Genomic DNA, 20,803 nt, shown 5'->3' with positions numbered 1-20,803 from the left:
TACCTCGCTCTCTGCGCCGGCCGTCAGATCACATCAGGCCAGTTGGTATGGAAGAACTCGCCCGCGGGCTTGTCGACCCGCTCATACGTGTGCGCGCCGAAGAAGTCGCGCTGCGCCTGCAGCAGGTTTGCCGATAGCCGCTCGGTGCGGTAGCTGTCGTAGTAGGCGAGCGATGCGCTGAACGCCGGCACCGGTATGCCGTTGCTCACTGCCAGCGCCACCACTTCGCGCCAGTTCTGCTGCGTTCGGTTGAGCAGGTCCTTGAAGAACGGGTCTAGCATCAGGTTGCCCAGCGCGGGATCGGTGCGGTAGGCATCGGTGATGCGGTTCAGGAAGCGGGCGCGAATGATGCAGCCGCCGCGCCATATTGCCGCGATGCGGCCGAGGTCGAGCTTCCACTCTTTCTTTTCGCCCATCGTCTTGATGAGGTCGAAGCCTTGGGTGTAGCTGATGACCTTCGAGGCATAGAGCGCATCGTGCACCTTGGCAACGAGCGCCTTCTTCTCGAGCGAAAGCTCGGCCTTCGGCCCCTGCAGCAGCTTGCTTGCGGCCACGCGCTGCTTCTTCTGCGAAGACAGCACGCGTGCTTCAACGGCTGCGTTGATGGTGCTGATGACCACCGCGTTCTCGGCCGCGTTGATGAGCGTCCATTGACCCGTGCCCTTCTGGCCCGCCTTGTCGAGAATCACGTCGACGATCGGCTTGCCCGTTTCCGGGTCTTTCTGTTCGAGTGCCTTGGCGGTGATCTGGATCAGGTAGCTCTGCAGCTCTCCGTCGTTCCATTCGTTGAAGACCGCGGCCATTTCGTCGGTGGTGAAGCCCGCGGCCTTGAACAGGCTGTAGGCCTCGCAGATCAGCTGCATGTCGCCATATTCGATGCCGTTGTGCACCATCTTCACGTAGTGGCCCGCACCACCGGGACCGATGTGAATCACGCAAGGCTCGCCGTCGACCTTGGCCGCGATGCTCTCGAAGATCGGCTTCATCACTTCCCAGGTGGAAAGCGGTCCGCCCGGCATGATCGAAGGGCCCTTGCGCGCGCCTTCCTCGCCGCCCGACACGCCCGCGCCGATGAAGCGCAGGCCCTTGTCCGCGAGATACGCATCGCGGCGCTCGGTGTCGGTATAGAGGCTGTTGCCGCCATCGATGACGATGTCGTCCTTGTCGAGCAGCGGAATCAGCTGTTCGATGACCTGGTCGACTGGCGCGCCGGCCTTCACCATGATCTGGATCTTGCGCGGCTTGGCAAGGCTCTGAACGAACTCCTCCAGCGTCTTCGCGCCTACCAGCTTCTTGCCCGGGTTCGCGGCAATGAAGGCCTCGGTGGTGGCTTCGGTGCGGTTATACACGCTGACCTGGAAGCCGCGGCTTTCCACGTTCAGCACCAGGTTCTGGCCCATCACGGCCAGGCCGATCAAACCGAAATCGCTTTTGTTGCTCATGGCCCTTCTTTCGTGTGCGATAGATGTGACCGGCATTGTGCCGGGGGTGCCGCGGAGCTGCTGCCGGAGCGCGCCTATGGCCGAGCGGGCCGCAGGGGCGGCAGTTCAGCCGCCGAAGAGCGCATCGAACACGCGGATCGAGGCATACGCATCGTTGGCCGCATAGCGGATCTGCGCCTCGGTCAGCTGCTTGTTGGCCCAGTTCGACGTGGTCGCCTTGCGCGACTTGACGAAGCGCCGGTTGAACACCAGCGCCACGGCCGTCTTCACGCCCACCGATTTGCGGTAGCCCTGGCGGCGAAACTCGGTGTCGATGTCGAACACCGCCTTCGGCTCGATGTCGAGGCGGTTGCGTATGAGCGTGAGGTCGCTCGAAAGCCCGAAGCCGACCTTCTTGAGTTCGGTCGAGGCGAGCAGCGCCGCGACGACCGGGTTGCATTCGGTGCGGTGCAGCTGGAACAGCCAGGCCTTCTCGCGCGTGGAAAACTGCACCACGTGCGGGCCGCCAGACACTTCGTTCTTGGCGAAGGTGGGTTTCGATTCGGTGTCGAAGCCTGCAACGCCGGCGGCCAGCAGCGCGGCGGCGGCGTGCTCGGCGTCTTGCAGCGTCGCGACGACGACGATGTCCTGGAGGCCGAGGCCTTCGAAGGCTTCCAGGAGCGCGATCTGCTCGCGTTCGGGAAGGGGCGGCAATGCGGTGACGTCGCCGCTCACGAGGTGGCTGCTTTCTTTTTCTTCACTGGGGCTTTCTTTGCTGGTGTTTTCCTGGTGGCCGACTTGCCGGCGGTGATTTTTTTCTGCTTTGGCGGCTGGCCCGAGCGCAAGGCTGCCTCGTAGGCCCGGCGACCCCAGAGCGCGGCTTCGTGCCGGTCCTCGAAGAGATCGGCAGGGGCCTGCCGGTACGACATCGGCATGGTCTTGCCGTTGCGCTCGTAGGTGAAGGGCGGCAGATTCAGTTTGTCGAAATGCTCGGCGCTGTCGGCATCGGACTTCAGGTAGAGCGTGTCCTTCAGGACGATCGCGATCATGCGCCCCTCATGAAAGATGCCATGGCCGCCGAACATGCGGCGCGTCTGGATGCGGCCGAGGCGCTCGAAAATCTCATGCAGGCTTTCTACGAATTCACTCATCGCGCAAGCCGCTCATGACGTGATCTCGACCCGGTTGCCATCCGGGTCGAGCACCACGCTTTCGTAGTAGCCGTCGCCGGTGCGGCGCGGGCCATCGAGCAGCGGGTAGCCGTCGGCCTTCAGGCGCTGCGTGAGCTCGTCCACCGCCGCGTCGGACCCCACGCTGATGGCCAGGTGCGTCCAGCCCATGCGCTGCGCGCCGGGTTCGGCGGGCACGGGCGAGAGGGTGCTGGTGGTCATGGCTTCGATGCGGGCCCCATCGCCCAGGCTCAGGAAGCACGATGCAAAACCCTTGGCCGGGTTGACATAGCCCGCGCCGGCCGTGGCACCGAAGTAGTCGACGTAGAAGCGCTTGCAGCGTTCGAGATCGGTGGTCCAGAGAGCGATGTGATCGATGCGCATGGAAAGACAAGACGAAGGAGATGAGCGTTCAGCCGATGCGTCGCGGCTGGCGTGGCGTGCCCTGCGGAAACCAATGGTAGGCGACCCGCTCGCGTCCGCTCGTGGGATGCCGGTCGACCGCGCCGCGCACGAGGCCGTAGCGCTCGTAGAAACGCTGTGCCGCGGTGTTGTTGATGGCAACGTGCAGCTTCCAGCCGAGCGGCATGCGCACGCTGGCCTCGTCGAGCAGCGCCTGCCCCAGGCCCTGGTTACGCAGATGCGGTTCGACGAACAGTTGGGCCACGTATTCGCGCCGGGCGAGCATCACCATGAAGGCGAGCACCTGGCCTTCGCGCTCGGCCAGCACCACGTCGGCCGGCGGTACGAATTCCGTTTGCACGCGCCGCAGCCAGTGCGTGATCGGCTCGATCACGGTGGCCCTGCGGTTGGCCGCTATCCAGGCCCGGCGCCAGATGCCGGCCAGCACCAGGCTCTCTTCGGGGGCGCCGTCGCGAGAGCGCAATTGAAACGCGGGAATCTGTGCTGCGGACATGCGACTCATGATACGGCGCCCGTGTGCCGCGGTCGATACGAGTGGCCGATCAGCCACGCAAGGTTTGGGCGTGGTGAGCGAGGTGGTCCGCCATGAAGGTCTGGATGAAGTAGTAGCCGTGGTCGTAGCCCGCGTGGCGGCGCAGCGTGAGCGGCTGGCCCGCGGCAAAGCAGGCGGCTTCGAAGGCTTCCGGATACAGCTGCTCGGCAAGGAATTTGTCGGCCAGTCCCTGGTCGATCAATATGCCTTGCGGGTACGGCGCGGCGGTCTGCGATTTCATGAGCGCGCTGGCGTCGTGCGCAAGCCATTGCGCACGGTCGCCGCCGGGCTCTCCCAGGTAGCCGCTGAACGCCTTTTCGCCCCACGGGCATTGCGTGGGCGCACAGATGGGCGCGAATGCCGAGAGCGACTTGAAGCGCCCCGGGTGCCGCATTGCCAGCGTGAGCGCGCCGTGGCCGCCCATCGAATGGCCGAAGATGCCAAGGCGCTGGTCGTCGACCGCGAAGTGCTTTGCCACGAAGGGCAGCAGCTCATGCACGATCCAGCTTTCCATGCGCCAGTGGGCAGACCACGGGGCCTCGGTGGCGTCGAGGTAGAAGCCCGCGCCAATGCCGAAGTCCCAGTTGGCGGTGGCGCCGGGCAGGCCTTCCACCGCGCTTCCGCGCGGACTGGTGTCGGGCGCGATCAGCGCCAGGCCCAGGCTGGCCGCCATGCGCTGCGCGCCCGCCTTCACTGCGAAGGTTTCTTCGTTGCAAGTGAGCCCTGCAAGGTAGAGCAGGGCCGGCACCCGCTCGTGCGCGGCTTGCGGCGGCAGGTAGACCGAGAAGCGCATCGGCAAGCCGATTTCGTGTGAGGCATGCTCGTGAAAACTTTGCACGCCGCTGAAGACATGGTGCTCGGAAAGGGTCTTGAAGATGTCGGTCATCAGGAGTTGTTGTTGGGCCGTAGCGCGGGCACGAGTTCGAGCACGGCGTCGGCAAATGTGCGCGGCGCCTCTTGCGGCATGTTGTGGCCCACGCCGGGCACCAGCCGGTGCGAGCGCGGCCCGCTGAAGCGGTGCGCGTGGGCAGAGGCTTCGGCGGGCGGGCGCACGCCGTCGTCCAGGCCGTCGAAGGTGATGGTGGGCACCGATATCGCAGGCTGCGCGGCCAGGCCGCGTTCGATGTCGGCGTAAGCCGGGTCGCCCGCCACCAACCCGAAGCGGTGGCGGTATGAATGAATCACCACTTCGACGAAGTCCGGATGGTCGAACGCCGCCGCGCTGCACTCGAAGGTGGCGTCGTCGAACTTCCATGTCGGCGACCAGAGCTGCCACAGCAGGCGGGTGAGCGCCTTGCGGTCCTTCGCCAGGCCGGCGCGGCCGCGCTCGCTGTGAAAGTAGTACTGGTACCAGAGGCTGTGTTCGTTCGCCGGCGTGTCGGGCTCCATCGCCTTGGCGATGTCCTGGATGTTGTAGCTGTTGAACGAGACCAGCCCCGCGCAACGCTCGGGCCAGAGCGCCGCCACCACGCACGCAGCGCGGCCGCCCCAGTCGTAGCCGGCAAGCACCGCGCGCTGGATGCCGAGCGCGTCGAGCAGCGCGAGCAGGTCGGCGCCGAGCGCGGCCTGTTCGCCGGAGCGCGGCGTGGCATCGCTCAGGAAGCGCGTGGCGCCGTAGCCTCGCAGGTAGGGCACGATGACGCGGCAGCCCTTGTCGGCGAGCATCGGCGCCACTTCGGCGTAGGTGTGAATGTCGTAGGGAAAGCCGTGCATCAGCAGCACGGGCGGGCCGTCGTCGGGCCCGGCTTCGTAATAGGCGATGTCGAGAACGCCCGCTTCGATCTTGCGCAAGGGCTCCATGCGGTTCATGGCCGGCGTTCTCCTCGAGAGGCTAGTAAAGAACCACGCCGCGGATCGACTCGCCGCGCTTCATCAGGTCGAAGCCCTTGTTGATGTCTTCGAGCGGCATGGTGTGGGTGATCAGGTCGTCGATGTTGATCTTGCCTTCCATGTACCAGTCGACGATCTTCGGCACGTCGGTGCGGCCGCGCGCGCCGCCGAAGGCCGAGCCTTCCCATTTGCGGCCGGTGACCAGCTGGAACGGCCGCGTGCTGATTTCCGCGCCGGCCTCGGCCACGCCGATGATGATGCTGCGGCCCCAGCCCTTGTGCGTGCATTCGAGCGCCTGGCGCATCACCTTGGTGTTGCCGATGCACTCGAAGCTGTAGTCGGCGCCGCCGTCGGTCAGCTGCACGATGGCATCGACCACGTTCTCGGTGTCCTTCGGGTTGATGAAATGCGTCATGCCGAACTTGCGCGCCATGGCTTCGCGCTCGGGGTTCAGGTCGACGCCGATGATCTTGTCGGCGCCCACCATCTTGGCGCCCTGGATCACGTTCAGGCCGATGCCGCCGAGCCCGAACACCACCACATTGGCGCCGGCTTCCACCTTGGCCGTGAAGATCACCGCGCCGATGCCGGTGGTCACGCCGCAGCCGATGTAGCAGACCTTGTCGAACGGGGCGTCTTCGCGGATCTTGGCCAGCGAAATCTCGGGCGCGACCGTGTAGTTGCTGAAGGTCGACGTGCCCATGTAGTGAAAGATCGGCTTGCCGTCGAGGCTGAAGCGCGAGGTTGCGTCGGGCATCAGCCCCTTGCCCTGCGTGCCGCGGATCAGCTGGCAGAGATTGGTCTTGCGCGACAGGCAGAACTTGCACTGGCGGCACTCGGGCGTGTAGAGCGGAATGACGTGGTCGCCCTTTTTCAGCGTGGTGACGCCGGGGCCCACGTCGACCACGATGCCCGCGCCTTCATGGCCGAGGATGGCCGGAAAGATGCCTTCGGGGTCGGCGCCGGAGAGCGTGTAGTAATCGGTGTGGCAGATGCCGGTGGCCTTGATCTCGACCAGCACCTCGCCGAATTTCGGGCCCTCGAGGTCGACGGTTTCGATGGTGAGGGGGGCTCCGGATTTCCAGGCGACGGCAGCTTTTGTTTTCATGGGCTTGAGGGCAAAAAGGAGAAGAGGGGCAAGGATACCCAGACCGGCGCTCAGGCCGGGCCGGCAGGAAAGATACCCGACATGCCGATGAAGCCGGGCAGATGGCGAAAGTCCCACATCCAGGTACGCAGCGCAGGGTATTCGTCCAAAGGGATGCCGCCTTCGCCGGCCAGCGCCACATACGGAAAACAGGCCAGGTCGGCCACGGTGGCGTGTTGCCCGACCAGCCATTGCAGCCCTTCGCAGGCGCGCTCGGCCAGGTGGTCGTCCAGCAAACGAAAGGCCGCGTGCGCGCCGCGCCGGCAGGCTTCGATGTCGAGATTTTCGTAGCCGAACGCGTCGTGCAGCCGGGCCGCCGATGCGGTGCGGGTAATTTCATCGGCGGTGGCGAACCACATCGCAACCTGGCCGCGCAGCTGCGGTTCGTCCGGGTACCAGCGGTGCTGTGCGTCGTACTTGCTCGCAAGATAGACGAGGATGCCTTGCGCTTCGCGCAGCACAAAGCCGTGGTCGTCGATCACCGGAATCTGCCCGAGCGGGTTGACGTGCGCCAGGAACGCAGCCGACTTGTGCTCGCGGCCGGGGTGAAAGTCGACCGGCACGCTCTGGTAGCCGAGGCCCAGCCAGGCCAGCATCTGCCGCACCTTGAAGCAGTTGCCGGAAAGGGCGTAGTCGTAGAGCTTGATCATGCGGCTTGCCTCACGCCAAAGCGCATGCCGCGCTCGCGCAGCCAGCGCCGGTAGGTGACGGAGGTCGTGTCGCCGCGCGTCGGCGTTTCGGCGCGGCCTTCGAGCGGCATGCGCTTGAAGGCGTGGTTCTCGAGAATCGGCTTGTCCTGCCCGAAGATCGTCTGCTGGAAAGCGATGAGTTCGGCGTCTGTCGAGGTGTCGTCGTAGCAGGCGAGCAGTGTGTGGGCGATCACGCGCTCGTCATCGAGTGGCTGCAGGAACAGCGCGATGGCATCGAGCTCACCGGCGCGGTGGCTCGATTTGTAGAGCATGGCCGTGAGCGGCTGCATGACGCGGTATTTGTAGGTCACCTCCGCCCCGCTGTCGTGGGCGGCCGAGGCGCGGGGTTGCCAGAAGCGGCAATCGGTGGCCCAGATTTCCTGGGTGGCCGGGTCGACCTGCACCTGGTACTTTGCCACTTCGGTGTGCGGCACCTTGCCCAGGAAGCCGGCGTGCACGAAGGGGAAGTGCGCCATGTCCAGAAAGTTCTCGATCACGCGCAAGCCCGATACGGCCACGCCGATGCTGCCGCAGTCGACCATGCGGCGCCCCTGTTCGCCATATTCGGGAAAGTCGAACAGGGGCCGCGTCGGCTTGCCGCTTGGGCAGACCCAGAGGTAGCCGTAGCGCGACTGGACGGCGAGCGTTTGCGTGCCGAGCCGGCACTGCGGTGCACCGGACCCGTTGCTCCACACGTGCAGTGTTTCGCCGAGCAGGCGAGTCGTGCGGGGATGCACATCGGAGGTGCCGGCGAGCGTCGTCGAAGGGCCGACGACCAGCCAGTCGTCGAGCATGTTGGGATCGTCTGTGGTGAAGGGCATGGTTCTCTTCAGGCTGCCGATTGCGGTCGTCGACTTTCTTCTTCTTCTTCTTCTTCGATCTCGCTGCGGAGGCTGCGTGCGGCGATGTGCAGTGTCTTCATTGCGGCGGTGCCGGGCGCGGCATCTGTCCAGAGGTGGATGAAGGCCAGCAGCGGTTGTGCGTCGAGCACCAGTGCCACTGTGCCGGACTGGCCGAGCGGGCCGCGCCATGCCGCCGTTGCGGTGTCGCTCGCGAAGCCGCGCCGGGCGAGTGCATCGTGCAGGCTTGCCGCATCGGCGCGCACGGCGAGGGTGCGGCAGAACGACCATCCCGCAGGCACGATGTCGTCTTGCGGCTGGGCTTGTGCGGTCTCACCAGCGAGGTTCACCCACAGCATGCCCGCTGCATCCACGGCGCTGAACACCTTGGCGCACAGGTTGCTTGGCGGCGGCATATCGGGATGCGCAGGGATGCTCTTGCACTGCCCGCTGCCGGCGGCGTACTGCCAGCCGTGGTAAGCACAGGAGAGGCGGTTTTCCACCACCTGGCCGAGCGTGAACCGCACGCTGCGATGGGGGCAGCGGTTCTCCCATGCCTGGGGCGTGCCGTCGGCCGAACGCCAGAGCGCAAGCTCCTGCCCCTGCGCGAAGCCTGCAAAGATGTTGGCGCCGGGGCGCACATCGGCCGAACGGGCCACCGGATGCCAGGCTGAAATGCTGTCTGCGCTCATCATGATGCGCGCTACCTTAGCGCAAGTCCCAGGCGGGGCGCACACTCATAATGGAGGCATCGCCAGACGCTACTCATCATGAAGAAAATACTCGTCCTCAACGGCCCCAACCTCAACCTGCTTGGCACACGCGAACCCGAGCAATACGGCCGCGACACGCTGGCCGACGTCGAACGACTGTGCAAGGAGGCGGGCGCCGCGCACGGCGTGGAAATCGAGTGCCGCCAGTCGAACCACGAGGGCGTGCTGATCGACTGGATCCATGAGGCCGGCCGCGAGGTGGCCGCGGGCAACATGCTGGGCGTGGTGATGAACCCCGGCGCCTACACCCACACATCGATCGCGCTGCACGACGCCATCAAGGGCGCGAGCGTGCCGTTGATCGAACTGCACATCTCGAACGTGCACGCGCGCGAGGAGTTTCGCCACCGCTCGTACATTTCGCCGGCGGCGCGCGGCATCATCGTCGGCCTTGGCGTAAAGGGCTACGCACTGGCCATCGCGGCCCTGTTGCCCTGAGCCCTTCGGGCCGTTCCGATCAGTCGGTTTGCCTTGGAGCCGCGGCCTTCCAGCTGCGGCTGATGTGGCCTTGGGCGTCGACGCTCTCCAGGTGAACGTCAAAGCCCCACAGCCGGGCGACGTGCTTCAGCACTTCTTCCGCATCGTCGTGCAGCGGCAGGTTGTTGCGCTGCGTGTGGCGCAGCGTCAGGGCGCGGTCGCCTCGCATGTTGACGTTCCACACCTGGATGTCGGGCTCCCTGCTGCTGATGTCGTACTGGCGTGACAGCGATTCGCGCAGCGCGTGATAGCCGCTGTCGTCGTGAATGGCGGACACCTCGAGCTCGGGCTCGCTCTGGTGGTCGCGGATCGCGAACAGCCTGAAATCACGCATCGTCTTCGGGCTCAGGAACTGTCCGATGAAGCTCTCGTCCTTGAAGTTGCGCATTGCATAGTCGAGCGTCTTGACCCAGTCGGTGCCCGCAAAGTCGGGGAACCAGCGCTTGTCTTCGTCGTTGGGCTTTTCGCAGATACGCCGCAGCTCGGTGAACATGGCAAAACCCAGCGCGTAGGGGTTGATGCCGCTGTAGGCGCGGTGCCCCACCGGCGGCTGAAAGATCACGCCCGTGTGCGAACTGAGCCATTCCATCATGAAGCCGTCGGCGAGCTGGCCGCGGTCGTACATGGTGTTGAGCAGGGTGTAGTGCCAGAAGGTTGCCCAGCCTTCGTTCATGACCTGCGTCTGGCGCTGGGGATAGAAGTACTGGGCGATCTTGCGCACGATGCGCACCACCTCGCGCTGCCAGGGCTCGAGCAGCGCGGCGTTCTTCTCGATGAAGTAGAGCAGGTTCTCCTGCGGCTCCGAAGGAAAGCGGCGGGAAGCATCGGATTCCGTGGCCTGTTCGCTGCGGCGGGGCAGGGTGCGCCACAGGTCGTTCACCTGCTGCTGCATGTGGCGCTCGCGTTCGGCGCGCTGCATGCCCTCTTGCGCGAGTGAACGCTTCTGCGGACGGCGATAGCGGTCGACACCGTAGTTCATCAGTGCGTGGCAGGAGTCGAGCAGCTGCTCCACCGCATCGAGGCCATGGCGCTCTTCGCATTCGGCGATGTAGTGCCGCGCGTACACGAGGTAGTCGATGATCGACGACGCATCGGTCCACATGCGGAACAGGTAGTTGCCCTTGAAGAAGCTGTTGTGGCCGTAGGCCGCATGCGCAATCACCAGGGCCTGCATGGCCATGGTGTTTTCTTCCATCAGGTAGGCAATGCAGGGATCGGAGTTGATGACGATCTCGTAGGCCAGCCCCATGTGGCCGCGGCGGTAGTTCTTCTCGGTAGCGATGAACTGTTTGCCGTACGACCAGTGGCGGTAGATCATGGGCATGCCCACGCTGGCGTAGGCATCCATCATCTGCTCGGCGGTAATCACCTCGAGCTGGTTGGGGTACACGTCCAGCCCGAAGCCCTTGGCGGTTTTCGCTATCTCCGTGTGATAGGTCTCGATGAGGTCGAAGGTCCAGTCGGACGGGCTGGCCAGCCGCTCCAGGCGTCCGGTGGAGTTCATGCGCTCGAAGGGAGGGTGTTCGGAGGTCATGCGGGCACCCCTTCCTTCTTGAAGAGGTCGCGGAACACGGGGTAGATGTCGCTTGCGTCCGATACCTTGCGCATCGCGAAGTTGGGCTGCAGGCCCTCCAGCTGCGCGTATTCCTGCCACAGGTTCTGCTCGGTTTCGGCCACCTGCACGTAGGCGTAGTAGCGCACCACCGGAAGGATGTTTTCGACCAGCAGCTCGCGGCAGCGACCGCTGTCCTGGTGCCAGTTGTCGCCGTCGCTCGCCTGCGCGCCGTACACGTTCCACTCGCCGCTCGGGTAGCGAGCCTTGATGATCTCGTCCATCAATACCAGCGCGCTCGACACCACGGTGCCGCCGGTCTCGGTGGCATGGAAGAATTCTTCCTCGTTCACCTCCTGCGCCTGCGTGTGGTGGCGCAAAAAGACGAGGTCGATGCGTTCATAGTGCCGCGTGAGAAACAGATAGAGCAGCATGAAGAAGCGCTTCGCCATGTCCTTGCGGGCCTCGTCCATGGAGCCGGAAACGTCCATCAGGCAGAACATCACCGCCTTGGCGCTGGGCACAGGAGTCTTCACGCGGTTGCGGTAGCGCAGGTCGATCGGGTCGATGTAGGGCACATGCCGCGCGGTTCTACGCAGCTCTTCAATGTGCTCTTCAGTCTCGCGGATTTCTTTCTGGATGAAGGGCTGCTCCGCCTGCGGATGCTGCTTCAGGTGCAGCAGGTGCGCCTCCAGGCGCCGCAGCTCCTTGCGCGGCTCCCCGCCGAGCGCAATGCGCCGCGCAAGGGCGCCGCGCATCGAGCGCACCACGTGTAGGTTGTTGGGCGTGCCGTCGTTCGTGAAGCCGGCTCGGTGGCTCTTCCATTCGGGCACTTCGGCAATCTGCGTGCGAACCAGGTGCGGCAGCGCCAGGTCGTCGAAGAACACGCGCATGAACTCTTCGCGCGTGAGGCGGAACACGAAGTCGTCTTCGCCTTCGCCTCCGTCTCCGGCCTCTCCACTGCCCGAGCCGCCGCCGGCCTGCCCTTCGGGGCGTGCAATGCGGTCGCCCTTCAGGTATTCCTGGTTGCCCGGGTGCACGTACTCGCGGTCGCCGCCGCGCGCATGGCCGAACACTGGTTCGGACACATCGTGGCGCGGCAGGGTGACATCTTCGCCTTGCTCCAGTTCGCGGATGTTGCGCCCGCTGACCGCGCGCCGCACGGCTTCCTGGATCTGGCCTTTGTAGCGCCGGAGGAAGCGCTCCCGGTTGCCGATGGATTTGTTCTTGCCCGAGAGCCGGCGGTCGATGATCTGCTGCAGGATGGCCACGATGATGTCAAAGCTCCTTGCAAAAAGGGGGCGAGGCCCCGGCCTCGCCGCTATGGACTACCGCTATGAACTCTTGCGTACCCGCAGGTACCACTCGCAGAGCAGGCGAACCTGCTTGGCCGTATAGCCCTTTTCGACCATGCGGGTCACGAAGTCTTCGTGCTTCTTCTGTTCGTCGGCACTGCTCTTCGTGTTGAAGCTGATCACCGGCAGGAGTTCCTCGGTGTTGGAGAACATCTTCTTCTCGATGACGGCGCGCAGCTTTTCGTAGCTCGTCCATGCAGGGTTGCGCCCGGCGTTGCCGGCACGCGCACGCAGCACGAAGTTGACGATCTCGTTGCGGAAGTCCTTCGGATTGCCGATGCCTGCGGGCCGCTCGATCTTCTCGAGTTCGGCGTTGAGCGCGGCCCGGTCGAACACCTCGCCGGTGTCCACGTCGCGGAACTCCTGGTCCTGGATCCAGTAGTCGGCGTAGGTGACGTAACGGTCGAAGATGTTCTGGCCGTATTCGCTGTAGCTCTCCAGGTAGGCCGTCTGAATTTCCTTGCCGATGAATTCGGCATAGCGCGGCGCCAGCAGCTCCTTGATGTAGCTGATGTACTTCTGTTCTGTTTCCGGCGGAAACTGCTCACGTTCGATCTGCTGCTCGAGCACATACATCAGGTGCACCGGGTTGGCGGCCACCTCGGAACTGTCGAAGTTGAACACCTTGGAGATGATCTTGAACGCAAAGCGGGTGGAGACGCCGCTCATGCCTTCATCAACCCCGGCGTAGTCGCGGTATTCCTGGATCGACTTGGCCTTGGGATCGGTGTCCTTCAGGTTCTCGCCGTCGTACACCTGCATCTTGCTGTAGATGCTGGAGTTCTCGGGCTCCTTCAGCCGCGTGAGCACCGAGAGCTGGGCCATCATGCGCAGCGTGCCGGGAGCGCAGGGCGCCTTGGCCAAGGATGAGTTGCGCACCAGCTTCTCGTAGATCTTGATTTCTTCCGAGGCGCGCAGGCAATAGGGAATCTTGACGATGTAGATCCGGTCGAGAAAAGCCTCGTTGTTCTTGTTGTTGCGGAAGGCCTTCCATTCGCTCTCGTTGCTGTGCGCCAGCACGATGCCGTCGAACGGAATGGCGCCGAAGCCTTCGGTGCCCTTGAAGTTGCCTTCCTGCGTGGCGGTAAGCAGCGGGTGCAGCACCTTGATGGGTGCCTTGAACATTTCCACGAATTCGAGCAGGCCCTGGTTGGCCAGGCACAGGCCGCCGGAGTAGGCGTAGGCGTCGGGGTCGTCCTGGGCGTAGGTCTCGAGCTTGCGGATGTCGATCTTGCCGACCAGCGAGGAGATGTCCTGGTTGTTCTCATCGCCCGGCTCGGTCTTGGCAACGGCAATCTGCCGAAGCACGGAAGGGTAGCGCTTGACCACCTTGAACTGGCGGATGTCGCCGCCGTACTCTTCAAGGCGCTTGACGGCCCACGGCGAGAGGATGCGGTTCAGGTAGCGGCGCGGAATGCCGTATTCCTTTTCAAGGATCTCGCCGTCTTCCACCGCGTCGAAAAGGCCGAGCGGCGTTTCGTTGACCGGCGAACCCTGGATGGCATAGAAGGGCACATGCTCCATGAGCTGCTTCAGGCGCTCGGCAATCGAGCTCTTGCCGCCGCCGACGGGGCCCAGCAGGTAGAGGATCTGCTTCTTTTCCTCGAGGCCCTGGGCCGCATGCCTGAAGTACGACACCACCTGCTCGATGGCGTCCTCCATGCCGTAGAACTCCTTGAACGCGGGGTAGATCTTGATGACCTTATTCGCGAAGATTCGCGAAAGCCTGGGATCGTTGCGCGTGTCGACCAGCTCGGGTTCGCCGATCGCCTTGAGCATCCGCTCGGACGCAGTGGCATACGCTGTGGGATCGCGTTTGCAAATATCCAGGTAGTCCTGCAGCGAGAGGACTTCCTCGCGGGTGCGCTCGTAGCGGGCGGCAAAGTTGCTGATCACATCCATGGTCACGCCTCCATCAAGTCTGCGGGTTTTAATAACCCGAAGCCTGCAGCCGCAATGCGTCGCAACTTTTTAAAGGTGTGCCCGCCCCATGGCTGCAAGCCGTGGAAAACTCCCTTAATCACATCTGCACAAACAGCATAAAGCAAAGAGTGCACCCGGAATATTGTTTGTTAAATCAGAACCACAGTGCCGAGTAAAGTTCCCAAGAAAAACCCGCACCATTTCTCAATTCCAGCTAAATTCCAAGGTTCGGCAAACGGACTCGGTGCTATCCCGATGCCCAGTGAAAATACCTATGGCAATCGGTCTATGCACTCATTGCTTCTTTTCCGGGGAAAGCACCTCCTATTGAGCCCCCCGCGGCCCAAAAACGGTTACACCACAATAACGCGCCATGTGCTGTTTGGGTTTATTGCTCAAACCAAAAATATATAAAAGCAATCTGCGCGCCATCTTTTGATGGGCAAGTCGCGCATGTCCGCGTGGGAACGCGCGCCAATCGCCGGTCGGCGTGGTTCTGGCGGGAGCCTTCATGGTGCGCGGCACCGAACAAGGTCGGCAGGCACCGTTCGCGTGCATGAACGAAGACAGGGGCCGCATGGGCCCCTGTGTTTGCTACTTCAGCTTCTTCAGCTGAAGAATTCCTTGGCCTTGTCGAGCCAGCCCTTGTCGGTGGGGCTGTGCTTGTCGCCACCCTTCTTGAGCGACTCATCAAGCTCCTTCAGCAGCTTGCGCTGGTGCTCGGTGAGCTTGACCGGCGTTTCGACACGCACGTGGCAATACAGGTCGCCCGGGTAGCTTGACCGCACGCCCTTGATGCCCTTGCCGCGCAGGCGGAACTGCTTGCCGCTTTGCGTGCCGTCGGGAATGTCGATGGCGGCCGGTCCCTTGAGCGTGGGCACGCTGATCTCGCCGCCCAGCGCGGCCGTGGTCACGCTGACGGGCACCACGCAGTGCAGGTCGTCGCCGTCGCGTTCGAAGAGCTCGTGCTTCTTGAGGCGGATCTCGATGTAGAGGTCGCCCGGTGGCCCGCCATTGGTGCCCGGCTCGCCGTTGCCGGTGCTGCGAATGCGCATGCCGTCGTCGATGCCCGCCGGGATCTTGACCTCGAGCGTCTTGTTGTTCTTGATCTTGCCCTGGCCGTGGCACACCGTGCAGGGCTCGGGAATGATCTTGCCGCTGCCGTGGCAGGTGGGGCAGGTCTGCTGCACGCTGAAGAAGCCCTGGCGCATCTGCACGGCGCCGGCGCCGTGGCAGGTGGTGCAGGTGATGGGCTTGGTGCCGGGCTTGGCGCCCGAGCCGTGGCAGGTGCCGCAGTCATCCCAGCTCGGAATGCGGATCTGCGCTTCCTTGCCTTCTGCGGCCTCTTCGAGCGTGACCTCCATGGCGTAGCTCAGGTCGCTGCCGCGGAACACCTGGCGCCCGCCGCTGGTGCGGCCGCGGCCGCCGCCGAACACGTCGCCGAAGATGTCGCCGAACGCTTCCGCGAATCCGCCGAAGCCCTCTGCACCCGGGCCGCCGCGCATGTTGGGGTCGACGCCGGCGTGGCCGTACTGGTCGTAAGCCGCGCGCTTCTGGCTGTCCGACAGCATTTCATAGGCTTCCTTCACCTCCTTGAACTTGGCCTCGGCGTCCTTGCTGGTGTCGCCGTGGTTGCGGTCAGGGTGGTGCTTCATCGCGAGCTTGCGATAAGCCTTCTTGATTTCTTCCTCGCTCGCATTCTTGGGAACACCGAGGGTTTCGTAGTAGTCGCGTTTTGTGGCCATGGCTGGTTCGGTCGGGGCGGGCGTGAAGCCGTAACTTGAAGCGAGAAAGGCTGGAACACCCGCTCAGGTATTCCAGCCTTGTTCGAAGGGCTGAGGATCAGTCCTTCTTGACTTCCTTGACTTCGGCGTCGACCACGTTGTCATCGGCCGGTGCGCTCGCAGCTTCCGGGCCAGCGGCAGCGCCCGGGCCGCCGGCGGCGCCTGCCGCGGCCTGCGCCTCGGCATACATCTTTTCGCCTAGCTTCTGGCTTGCGGTCATCAGCGTGTTGGTCTTATCCTCGATCGAGGCCTTGTCCTCGCCCTTCAGGGCTTCTTCCAGGTCCTTGATCGCGGCTTCGATCTTTTCCTTCTCGCCGGCGTCCAGGCTCGCGCCGTGTTCGCCTAGCGACTTCTTCACGCTGTGCACCATGGCTTCACCCTGGTTGCGGGCCTGCACGATCTCAAGCTTCTTCTTGTCGTCGGCCGCGTTCAGCTCGGCGTCCTTCACCATCTTCTGGATCTCGTCTTCCGAGAGGCCCGAGTTTGCCTTGATGGTGATCTTGTTTTCCTTGCCGGTGCCCTTGTCCTTGGCGCCCACGTGCAGGATGCCGTTGGCGTCGATGTCGAAGCTCACCTCGATCTGCGGCGTGCCGCGCGCTGCCGGCGGAATGCCCTCGAGGTTGAACTCGCCGAGCAGCTTGTTGCCCGCGGCAATGTCGCGCTCGCCCTGGAACACCTTGATGGTCACGGCCGGCTGGTTGTCCTCGGCCGTCGAGAAGGTCTGCGCGAACTTCGTCGGGATCGTGGTGTTCTTCGTGATCATCTTGGTCATCACGCCGCCCATGGTCTCGATGCCCAGCGACAGCGGGGTCACGTCGAGCAGCAGCACGTCCTTGCGGTCGCCCGAGAGCACCTGGCCCTGGATGGCGGCGCCGACGGCCACGGCTTCATCGGGGTTCACGTCCTTGCGCGGCTCCTTGCCGAAGAAGGCCTTCACCTTTTCCTGCACCTTGGGCATGCGGGTCATGCCGCCGACCAGGATCACGTCGTTGATGTCCGAAACGCTGATGCCGGCGTCCTTGATGGCCAGGCGGCAGGGCGCAATGGTGCGCTCGACCAGCTCGTCGACCAGGCTCTCGAGCTTGGCGCGCGTGAGCTTGATGTTCAGGTGCTTCGGGCCCGAGGCATCGGCCGTGATGTACGGCAGGTTGATGTCGGTCTGCGCGCTGTTCGAGAGCTCGATCTTGGCTTTCTCGGCCGCTTCCTTCAGGCGCTGCAGTGCCAGCACGTCCTTGCTCAGGTCGACGCCTTGCTCTTTCTTGAACTCGGCAATGATGTAGTCGATGATGCGCTGGTCGAAGTCTTCGCCGCCCAGGAAGGTGTCGCCGTTGGTCGACAGCACTTCGAACTGCTTCTCGCCGTCCACGTCGGCAATTTCGATGATCGACACGTCGAAGGTACCGCCGCCCAGGTCGTACACGGCAATCTTGCGGTCGCCCTTGTCCTGCTTGTCCAGGCCGAAGGCCAGGGCCGCGGCGGTGGGCTCGTTGATGATGCGCTTGACGTCCAGGCCCGCGATGCGGCCGGCGTCCTTGGTGGCCTGGCGCTGTGCGTCGTTGAAGTAGGCCGGCACCGTGATCACGGCTTCGGTCACGGCTTCGCCGAGGTAGTCTTCGGCGGTCTTCTTCATCTTGCGCAGGATGTCGGCGCTCACCTGCTGGGGCGCGATCTTCTTGCCGCGCACTTCCACCCATGCGTCGCCGTTGTCGGCCTTGGCAATGGTGTAGGGCATCAGGTCGATGTCCTTCTGGACTTCTTTTTCTTCGAACTTGCGGCCGATCAGGCGCTTGATTGCGTAGAGCGTGTTCTTGGGGTTCGTCACCGCCTGGCGCTTGGCCGAGGCACCGACCAGCACTTCGCCGTCTTCCTGGTAAGCCACGATCGAGGGCGTGGTGCGCGCACCTTCCGAGTTCTCGATCACACGCGTGGTGTTGCCTTCCATGATCGACACGCACGAGTTGGTGGTGCCGAGGTCGATGCCGATGATCTTTGCCATGTTCTTTACTCCTGAAAGCCTGAAAAATATGTTGTTATGAACTTGTGGATAACCCGGCGCGATTCAAGGTATGAAGCGGGGATTTCCTGTGGGAATCGTGTGTATCGTTAGAGCGGATTACTTGGGCGCGCTGACCGTGACCAGCGCCGGGCGCAGCACGCGCTCGTTGATGGTGTAGCCCTTCTGCAGCACGCTCACCACGGTGTTGGGCTCCTGGTCGGGCGCGGGCACCACCGAGATGGCCTGATGCTGGTGCGGGTCGAACTTGGTGCCGGGGGCCGGAGCCACCTCGATGACCTTGTTGCGTTCGAGCGCGCTCTTCAGCTGGCGCAGCGTGGCTTCGGCGCCTTCGCGGATTTGTTCAGGCGTGGCGTCCATGATGGCCAGGCCGGCTTCGAGGCTGTCCGTCACTGGCAGCAGGCTCTCCGCAAAGGCTTCGACTGCAAACTTGCGCGCCTTGGTGATCTCGTCGTCGGCACGGCGGCGCGCGTTCTGCACGTCGGCCTGCGCGCGCAGGTATTGATCGGCCAGTTCGGCATTCTTGGCCTGCAGTGCGGCGAGTTCGCCTTGGGCTGCAGCCAGGGCGTCTTGCGCCTCGGCTTCGTTGGCAGCCTGTGCGGCCTCCAGTTCTTCGGGGCTTGGCTCGCCTTGCAGCATTTGAGAATTCTGTGCGGATTGTTGCGGGTCAGACATTTTTCAAAGAACCGGCGTGTGCCGGGAAACAAACGATAGCCAGCCACTTGGGGCTGGTCAGGGGCATTTCAAGCGAAAAAATGCGGCCTAAGTGGCCGCAACAGGGGGTGCGAAGTGAATTTCACGTGGGACACCGCGGAACCGGCTTTGCCGGGCCGCTGGTGTCGCCCCCGGTAGGGGGTGGGCGAAGCGGACACGAAGTGCCGCGCAGCCTGGGGGCGAGCCTGGCCTGTTCAGTGCGCGTCGAGCAGCTCGACGTCGAACTTCAGCGTGGCATTGGGAGGAATCACGCCGCCGGCGCCGCGTGCGCCGTAGCCCAGCGAGGCGGGAATGATCAGCGTGCGCTTGCCGCCGATCTTCATGCCGGCAACGCCTTCGTCCCAGCCCTTGATGACTTGTCCGGCGCCCAGCGAAAACGCGAAGGGGTCGTTGCGGTCGCGGCTCGAATCGAACTTGGCGCCTTGCACACCGTCGTTGTAGAGCCAGCCGGTGTAGTGCACGTGCACGTGCTGGCCGGCCTTGGCTTCGGCGCCGTCGCCCACGGTGGTGTCTTCGTATTGGAGGCCGGAGGGAGTGGTAGGCATGTGAACGCTCCTTGCGTCAATTTGGATGATGAATGGATGGACCAGCGAAGGCGCGAAGTTTACCGATGCCCCGCGGCCGGCCTGCCGGCCTGCTCAATTGGCAGGGTCGGCGGGCGGGGTAGATGATGAGGGCGGGGCGGACGGTGCCGGCGCCGGAGATTCCGCCGAGCCGGAAGCAGCGGGTGCCGCAGGCGTGGCAGCCGCCGGCGATGAAGCAGGCGCGGCAGGCGCCGGTGCCGCGGCCTTCTTGACCTGGCCCAGCTGCCACTTGCTCGCAAAGGCCTGCAGGTCGGACAGCCGCTTGAGCAGGTCTTGCCCGCTCACCGTGAGGCTGTAGCCGTCGCCGCCATGGCTGACGAGACCGGCCTCGCGCAATTCCTTGATGCGCGTATTGAGCGTGTTGGGAGTAATGCCGCCGACACTGTCCTGTAGCAGCCTGAAGGTTTGCGCATGCCCGTCCCGTAGCGCCCAGAGCACGCGCAGTGCATAGCGTGCTTCGAGCAATGCGAGCAGCTGGCTGATGGCTGCGTTTTCCTTGGTACTCATCGACATCATCTCCTCGGGGCTGGGCGGGCCATCGGTCCTGGCGGCAGGGCCGGTGCCTCGCGTTCTTGTTGGCTTGCTATGGCCGCTCGTTGGTCGGCGACTATAGCGCAAGGATCACGATGCTACTAGTTTTATAGCTACGGGTGCATGCTGCATGCGGGCCCTGAGACAAAGCCTCACAAACTGACAAAATCGGCCATGGCTTCGCCCAGGCGAACGGCACGGGTCGGCGACCAATCGGGGTTGAACACCAGCGCGGGCGCCGGGAACAGCATGACCACGGTGGAGCCGAGCAAGAAGCGACCCATCTCCTCGCCCTTCTTGAGCACGATCTCTTGGTCGGCGTAATTCCATTCGCGCAGCTCGCCGCCGCGCGGCGGATTGATCACGCCATGCCACACGGTGGCCATGCTGCCGACGATGGTGGCACCCACCAGCACCAGCACGAAGGGGCCGCGCGCGGTTTCGAAAACGCACACCACGCGCTCGTTGCGCGCAAACAGGCCGGGCACGCCGCGCGCGGTGGCCGGGTTGACCGAGAACAGGTCGCCGGGCACGTAGATCATGCGCAGCAGCCGGCCGTCGCACGGCATGTGAATGCGGTGGTAGTCCCTGGGGCTCAGGTACAGCGTGGCAAAGCTGCCGTGCGCGAAGCGGGCCGCCAGCGTCGAGTCGCCGCCGACCAGCGCGGTGGTCGTGTAGTTGTGGCCCTTGGCCTGGAAGATCTGGTCGCCCTCGATGGCGCCGAACTGGCTGATTGCGCCGTCCACCGGGCACACCAGGTCGGCATCGGCCAGGGGGCGCACGCCCGGCTTGAGCGCGCGCGTGAAAAACTGGTTGAAGCTCTTGTAGTGGTTGATGTCCGACTCGAGCGCTTCGTCCATGTCGACACCGTACTTGGCCACGAAGCGCCGGATGATCCAGGTGGTGACGGCGCCGCGTTCCTTGCCTGCGACCCAGCCGGCAAAATTTGTCAGTGCCTGCTTGGGAAACAGGTATTGGTGCAGTACGGCTGAGCGGTCGGACACGTGTGAATGGCCGGGCAGGCCTGGAATGCAAATCGGAGGGGC

At 64.0% G+C, this 20,803-nt stretch carries 21 protein-coding genes; 1 reads left to right on the top strand and 20 read right to left on the bottom strand.

Annotated features, from left to right (window positions below):
- Positions 1–23 precede the first annotated feature (23 nt).
- The 11 genes from gnd to EJI00_RS10615 form a co-directional block, all read right to left on the bottom strand.
- On the bottom strand, positions 24–1,442 hold the full coding sequence (gene gnd / locus EJI00_RS10665; protein WP_126747437.1) for a decarboxylating NADP(+)-dependent phosphogluconate dehydrogenase: 1,419 nt from the start codon (positions 1,440–1,442) through the stop codon (positions 24–26).
- A gap of 105 nt (positions 1,443–1,547) precedes the next feature.
- On the bottom strand, positions 1,548–2,156 hold the full coding sequence (locus tag EJI00_RS10660; protein ID WP_126747436.1) for a 3'-5' exonuclease: 609 nt from the start codon (positions 2,154–2,156) through the stop codon (positions 1,548–1,550).
- On the bottom strand, positions 2,153–2,572 hold the full coding sequence (locus EJI00_RS10655; protein WP_126747435.1) for a TfoX/Sxy family protein: 420 nt from the start codon (positions 2,570–2,572) through the stop codon (positions 2,153–2,155). The genes EJI00_RS10660 and EJI00_RS10655 overlap by 4 nt, the downstream gene beginning before the upstream one ends.
- Positions 2,573–2,584: 12 nt before the next feature.
- A complete protein-coding gene (locus tag EJI00_RS10650) occupies positions 2,585–2,974 on the bottom strand; it encodes a VOC family protein (protein ID WP_126747434.1) in 390 nt (129 codons plus the stop codon).
- Positions 2,975–3,002: 28 nt separating this feature from the next.
- A complete protein-coding gene (locus EJI00_RS10645; protein WP_260590666.1) occupies positions 3,003–3,506 on the bottom strand; it encodes a GNAT family N-acetyltransferase in 504 nt (167 codons plus the stop codon).
- 49 nt (positions 3,507–3,555) lie between these two features.
- Positions 3,556–4,431, bottom strand: coding sequence for an S-formylglutathione hydrolase (gene fghA / locus EJI00_RS10640; RefSeq protein WP_126747432.1), 876 nt, complete (start codon positions 4,429–4,431; stop codon positions 3,556–3,558).
- Positions 4,431–5,354 (bottom strand): alpha/beta fold hydrolase, encoded by a 924-nt coding sequence (locus tag EJI00_RS10635; protein ID WP_126747431.1) that lies wholly within the window; start codon positions 5,352–5,354, stop codon positions 4,431–4,433. The genes fghA and EJI00_RS10635 overlap by 1 nt, the downstream gene beginning before the upstream one ends.
- A 22-nt stretch (positions 5,355–5,376) precedes the next feature.
- A complete protein-coding gene (locus EJI00_RS10630; protein ID WP_097201034.1) occupies positions 5,377–6,483 on the bottom strand; it encodes an S-(hydroxymethyl)glutathione dehydrogenase/class III alcohol dehydrogenase in 1,107 nt (368 codons plus the stop codon).
- 50 nt (positions 6,484–6,533) lie between these two features.
- Positions 6,534–7,172 carry a glutathione S-transferase family protein gene (locus EJI00_RS10625; protein ID WP_126747430.1) on the bottom strand — a complete coding sequence of 213 codons (639 nt, stop codon included), beginning with the start codon at positions 7,170–7,172 and terminating at the stop codon, positions 6,534–6,536.
- A complete protein-coding gene (locus tag EJI00_RS10620) occupies positions 7,169–8,032 on the bottom strand; it encodes an aromatic ring-hydroxylating oxygenase subunit alpha (RefSeq protein WP_126747429.1) in 864 nt (287 codons plus the stop codon). The genes EJI00_RS10625 and EJI00_RS10620 overlap by 4 nt, the downstream gene beginning before the upstream one ends.
- Positions 8,033–8,040: 8 nt before the next feature.
- Positions 8,041–8,745 (bottom strand): Rieske 2Fe-2S domain-containing protein, encoded by a 705-nt coding sequence (locus EJI00_RS10615; protein WP_260590663.1) that lies wholly within the window; start codon positions 8,743–8,745, stop codon positions 8,041–8,043.
- A gap of 75 nt (positions 8,746–8,820) precedes the next feature.
- Here EJI00_RS10615 and aroQ point away from each other — a divergent pair, with 75 nt between their 5' ends.
- The gene (gene aroQ, locus EJI00_RS10610) at positions 8,821–9,261 is read left to right on the top strand and encodes a type II 3-dehydroquinate dehydratase (RefSeq protein ID WP_126747428.1); all 441 of its coding nucleotides are present in this window, start codon (positions 8,821–8,823) and stop codon (positions 9,259–9,261) included.
- Positions 9,262–9,280: 19 nt separating this feature from the next.
- Here aroQ and EJI00_RS10605 read toward each other — a convergent pair whose 3' ends face one another.
- From EJI00_RS10605 to asd, 9 genes are all read right to left on the bottom strand, one after another.
- Positions 9,281–10,834: a SpoVR family protein gene (locus EJI00_RS10605; RefSeq protein ID WP_126747427.1), complete on the bottom strand. Its 1,554-nt coding sequence runs from the start codon at positions 10,832–10,834 to the stop codon at positions 9,281–9,283.
- Positions 10,831–12,123, bottom strand: a complete 1,293-nt coding sequence (locus tag EJI00_RS10600) for a YeaH/YhbH family protein (protein WP_126747426.1) — start codon at positions 12,121–12,123, stop codon at positions 10,831–10,833. Before EJI00_RS10600 ends, EJI00_RS10605 begins: the two co-directional genes overlap by 4 nt.
- A 63-nt stretch (positions 12,124–12,186) precedes the next feature.
- Complete coding sequence (locus EJI00_RS10595) at positions 12,187–14,109, bottom strand: PrkA family serine protein kinase (RefSeq protein WP_126747425.1); 1,923 nt, start codon at positions 14,107–14,109, stop codon at positions 12,187–12,189.
- Between the two features lie 629 nt (positions 14,110–14,738).
- Positions 14,739–15,875, bottom strand: a complete 1,137-nt coding sequence (gene dnaJ, locus EJI00_RS10590; RefSeq protein WP_126747424.1) for a molecular chaperone DnaJ — start codon at positions 15,873–15,875, stop codon at positions 14,739–14,741.
- A gap of 97 nt (positions 15,876–15,972) precedes the next feature.
- Positions 15,973–17,910 (bottom strand): molecular chaperone DnaK, encoded by a 1,938-nt coding sequence (gene dnaK, locus EJI00_RS10585; RefSeq protein ID WP_126747423.1) that lies wholly within the window; start codon positions 17,908–17,910, stop codon positions 15,973–15,975.
- A 117-nt stretch (positions 17,911–18,027) separates the two neighbouring features.
- The gene (grpE, locus tag EJI00_RS10580) at positions 18,028–18,603 is read right to left on the bottom strand and encodes a nucleotide exchange factor GrpE (protein WP_126747422.1); all 576 of its coding nucleotides are present in this window, start codon (positions 18,601–18,603) and stop codon (positions 18,028–18,030) included.
- Between the two features lie 233 nt (positions 18,604–18,836).
- On the bottom strand, positions 18,837–19,187 hold the full coding sequence (locus tag EJI00_RS10575) for an FKBP-type peptidyl-prolyl cis-trans isomerase (protein ID WP_012746856.1): 351 nt from the start codon (positions 19,185–19,187) through the stop codon (positions 18,837–18,839).
- Between the two features lie 93 nt (positions 19,188–19,280).
- Positions 19,281–19,733: a winged helix-turn-helix transcriptional regulator gene (locus EJI00_RS10570; protein WP_126747421.1), complete on the bottom strand. Its 453-nt coding sequence runs from the start codon at positions 19,731–19,733 to the stop codon at positions 19,281–19,283.
- Between the two features lie 176 nt (positions 19,734–19,909).
- The gene (asd, locus tag EJI00_RS10565; RefSeq protein ID WP_126747420.1) at positions 19,910–20,761 is read right to left on the bottom strand and encodes an archaetidylserine decarboxylase; all 852 of its coding nucleotides are present in this window, start codon (positions 20,759–20,761) and stop codon (positions 19,910–19,912) included.
- Positions 20,762–20,803: the final 42 nt, after the last annotated feature.

Origin of the sequence: Variovorax sp. DXTD-1 (assembly GCF_003984625.1) — a bacterium.
Taxonomy (GTDB): domain Bacteria; phylum Pseudomonadota; class Gammaproteobacteria; order Burkholderiales; family Burkholderiaceae_C; genus Variovorax.
The sequence above is the reverse complement of the archived record's forward strand: the minus strand, read 5'-3'. Positions and strand labels throughout refer to the sequence as shown.

Excerpts from the sequence above, each read along its gene's own strand:
- gnd (WP_126747437.1), bottom strand. The coding sequence starts at position 1,442 with ATGAGCAACAAAAGCGATTTCGGTTTGATCGGCCTGGCCGTGATGGGC.
- EJI00_RS10655 (WP_126747435.1), bottom strand. The coding sequence starts at position 2,572 with ATGAGTGAATTCGTAGAAAGCCTGCATGAGATTTTCGAGCGCCTCGGC.
- EJI00_RS10650 (WP_126747434.1), bottom strand. The coding sequence starts at position 2,974 with ATGCGCATCGATCACATCGCTCTCTGGACCACCGATCTCGAACGCTGC.
- EJI00_RS10645 (WP_260590666.1), bottom strand. The coding sequence starts at position 3,506 with ATGTCCGCAGCACAGATTCCCGCGTTTCAATTGCGCTCTCGCGACGGC.
- fghA (WP_126747432.1), bottom strand. The coding sequence starts at position 4,431 with ATGACCGACATCTTCAAGACCCTTTCCGAGCACCATGTCTTCAGCGGC.
- EJI00_RS10635 (WP_126747431.1), bottom strand. The coding sequence starts at position 5,354 with ATGAACCGCATGGAGCCCTTGCGCAAGATCGAAGCGGGCGTTCTCGAC.
- EJI00_RS10630 (WP_097201034.1), bottom strand. The coding sequence starts at position 6,483 with ATGAAAACAAAAGCTGCCGTCGCCTGGAAATCCGGAGCCCCCCTCACC.
- EJI00_RS10625 (WP_126747430.1), bottom strand. The coding sequence starts at position 7,172 with ATGATCAAGCTCTACGACTACGCCCTTTCCGGCAACTGCTTCAAGGTG.
- EJI00_RS10620 (WP_126747429.1), bottom strand. The coding sequence starts at position 8,032 with ATGCCCTTCACCACAGACGATCCCAACATGCTCGACGACTGGCTGGTC.
- EJI00_RS10615 (WP_260590663.1), bottom strand. The coding sequence starts at position 8,745 with ATGATGAGCGCAGACAGCATTTCAGCCTGGCATCCGGTGGCCCGTTCG.
- aroQ (WP_126747428.1), top strand. The coding sequence starts at position 8,821 with ATGAAGAAAATACTCGTCCTCAACGGCCCCAACCTCAACCTGCTTGGC.
- EJI00_RS10605 (WP_126747427.1), bottom strand. The coding sequence starts at position 10,834 with ATGACCTCCGAACACCCTCCCTTCGAGCGCATGAACTCCACCGGACGC.
- EJI00_RS10595 (WP_126747425.1), bottom strand. The coding sequence starts at position 14,109 with ATGGATGTGATCAGCAACTTTGCCGCCCGCTACGAGCGCACCCGCGAG.
- dnaJ (WP_126747424.1), bottom strand. The coding sequence starts at position 15,875 with ATGGCCACAAAACGCGACTACTACGAAACCCTCGGTGTTCCCAAGAAT.
- dnaK (WP_126747423.1), bottom strand. The coding sequence starts at position 17,910 with ATGGCAAAGATCATCGGCATCGACCTCGGCACCACCAACTCGTGCGTG.
- grpE (WP_126747422.1), bottom strand. The coding sequence starts at position 18,603 with ATGTCTGACCCGCAACAATCCGCACAGAATTCTCAAATGCTGCAAGGC.
- EJI00_RS10575 (WP_012746856.1), bottom strand. The coding sequence starts at position 19,187 with ATGCCTACCACTCCCTCCGGCCTCCAATACGAAGACACCACCGTGGGC.
- EJI00_RS10570 (WP_126747421.1), bottom strand. The coding sequence starts at position 19,733 with ATGAGTACCAAGGAAAACGCAGCCATCAGCCAGCTGCTCGCATTGCTC.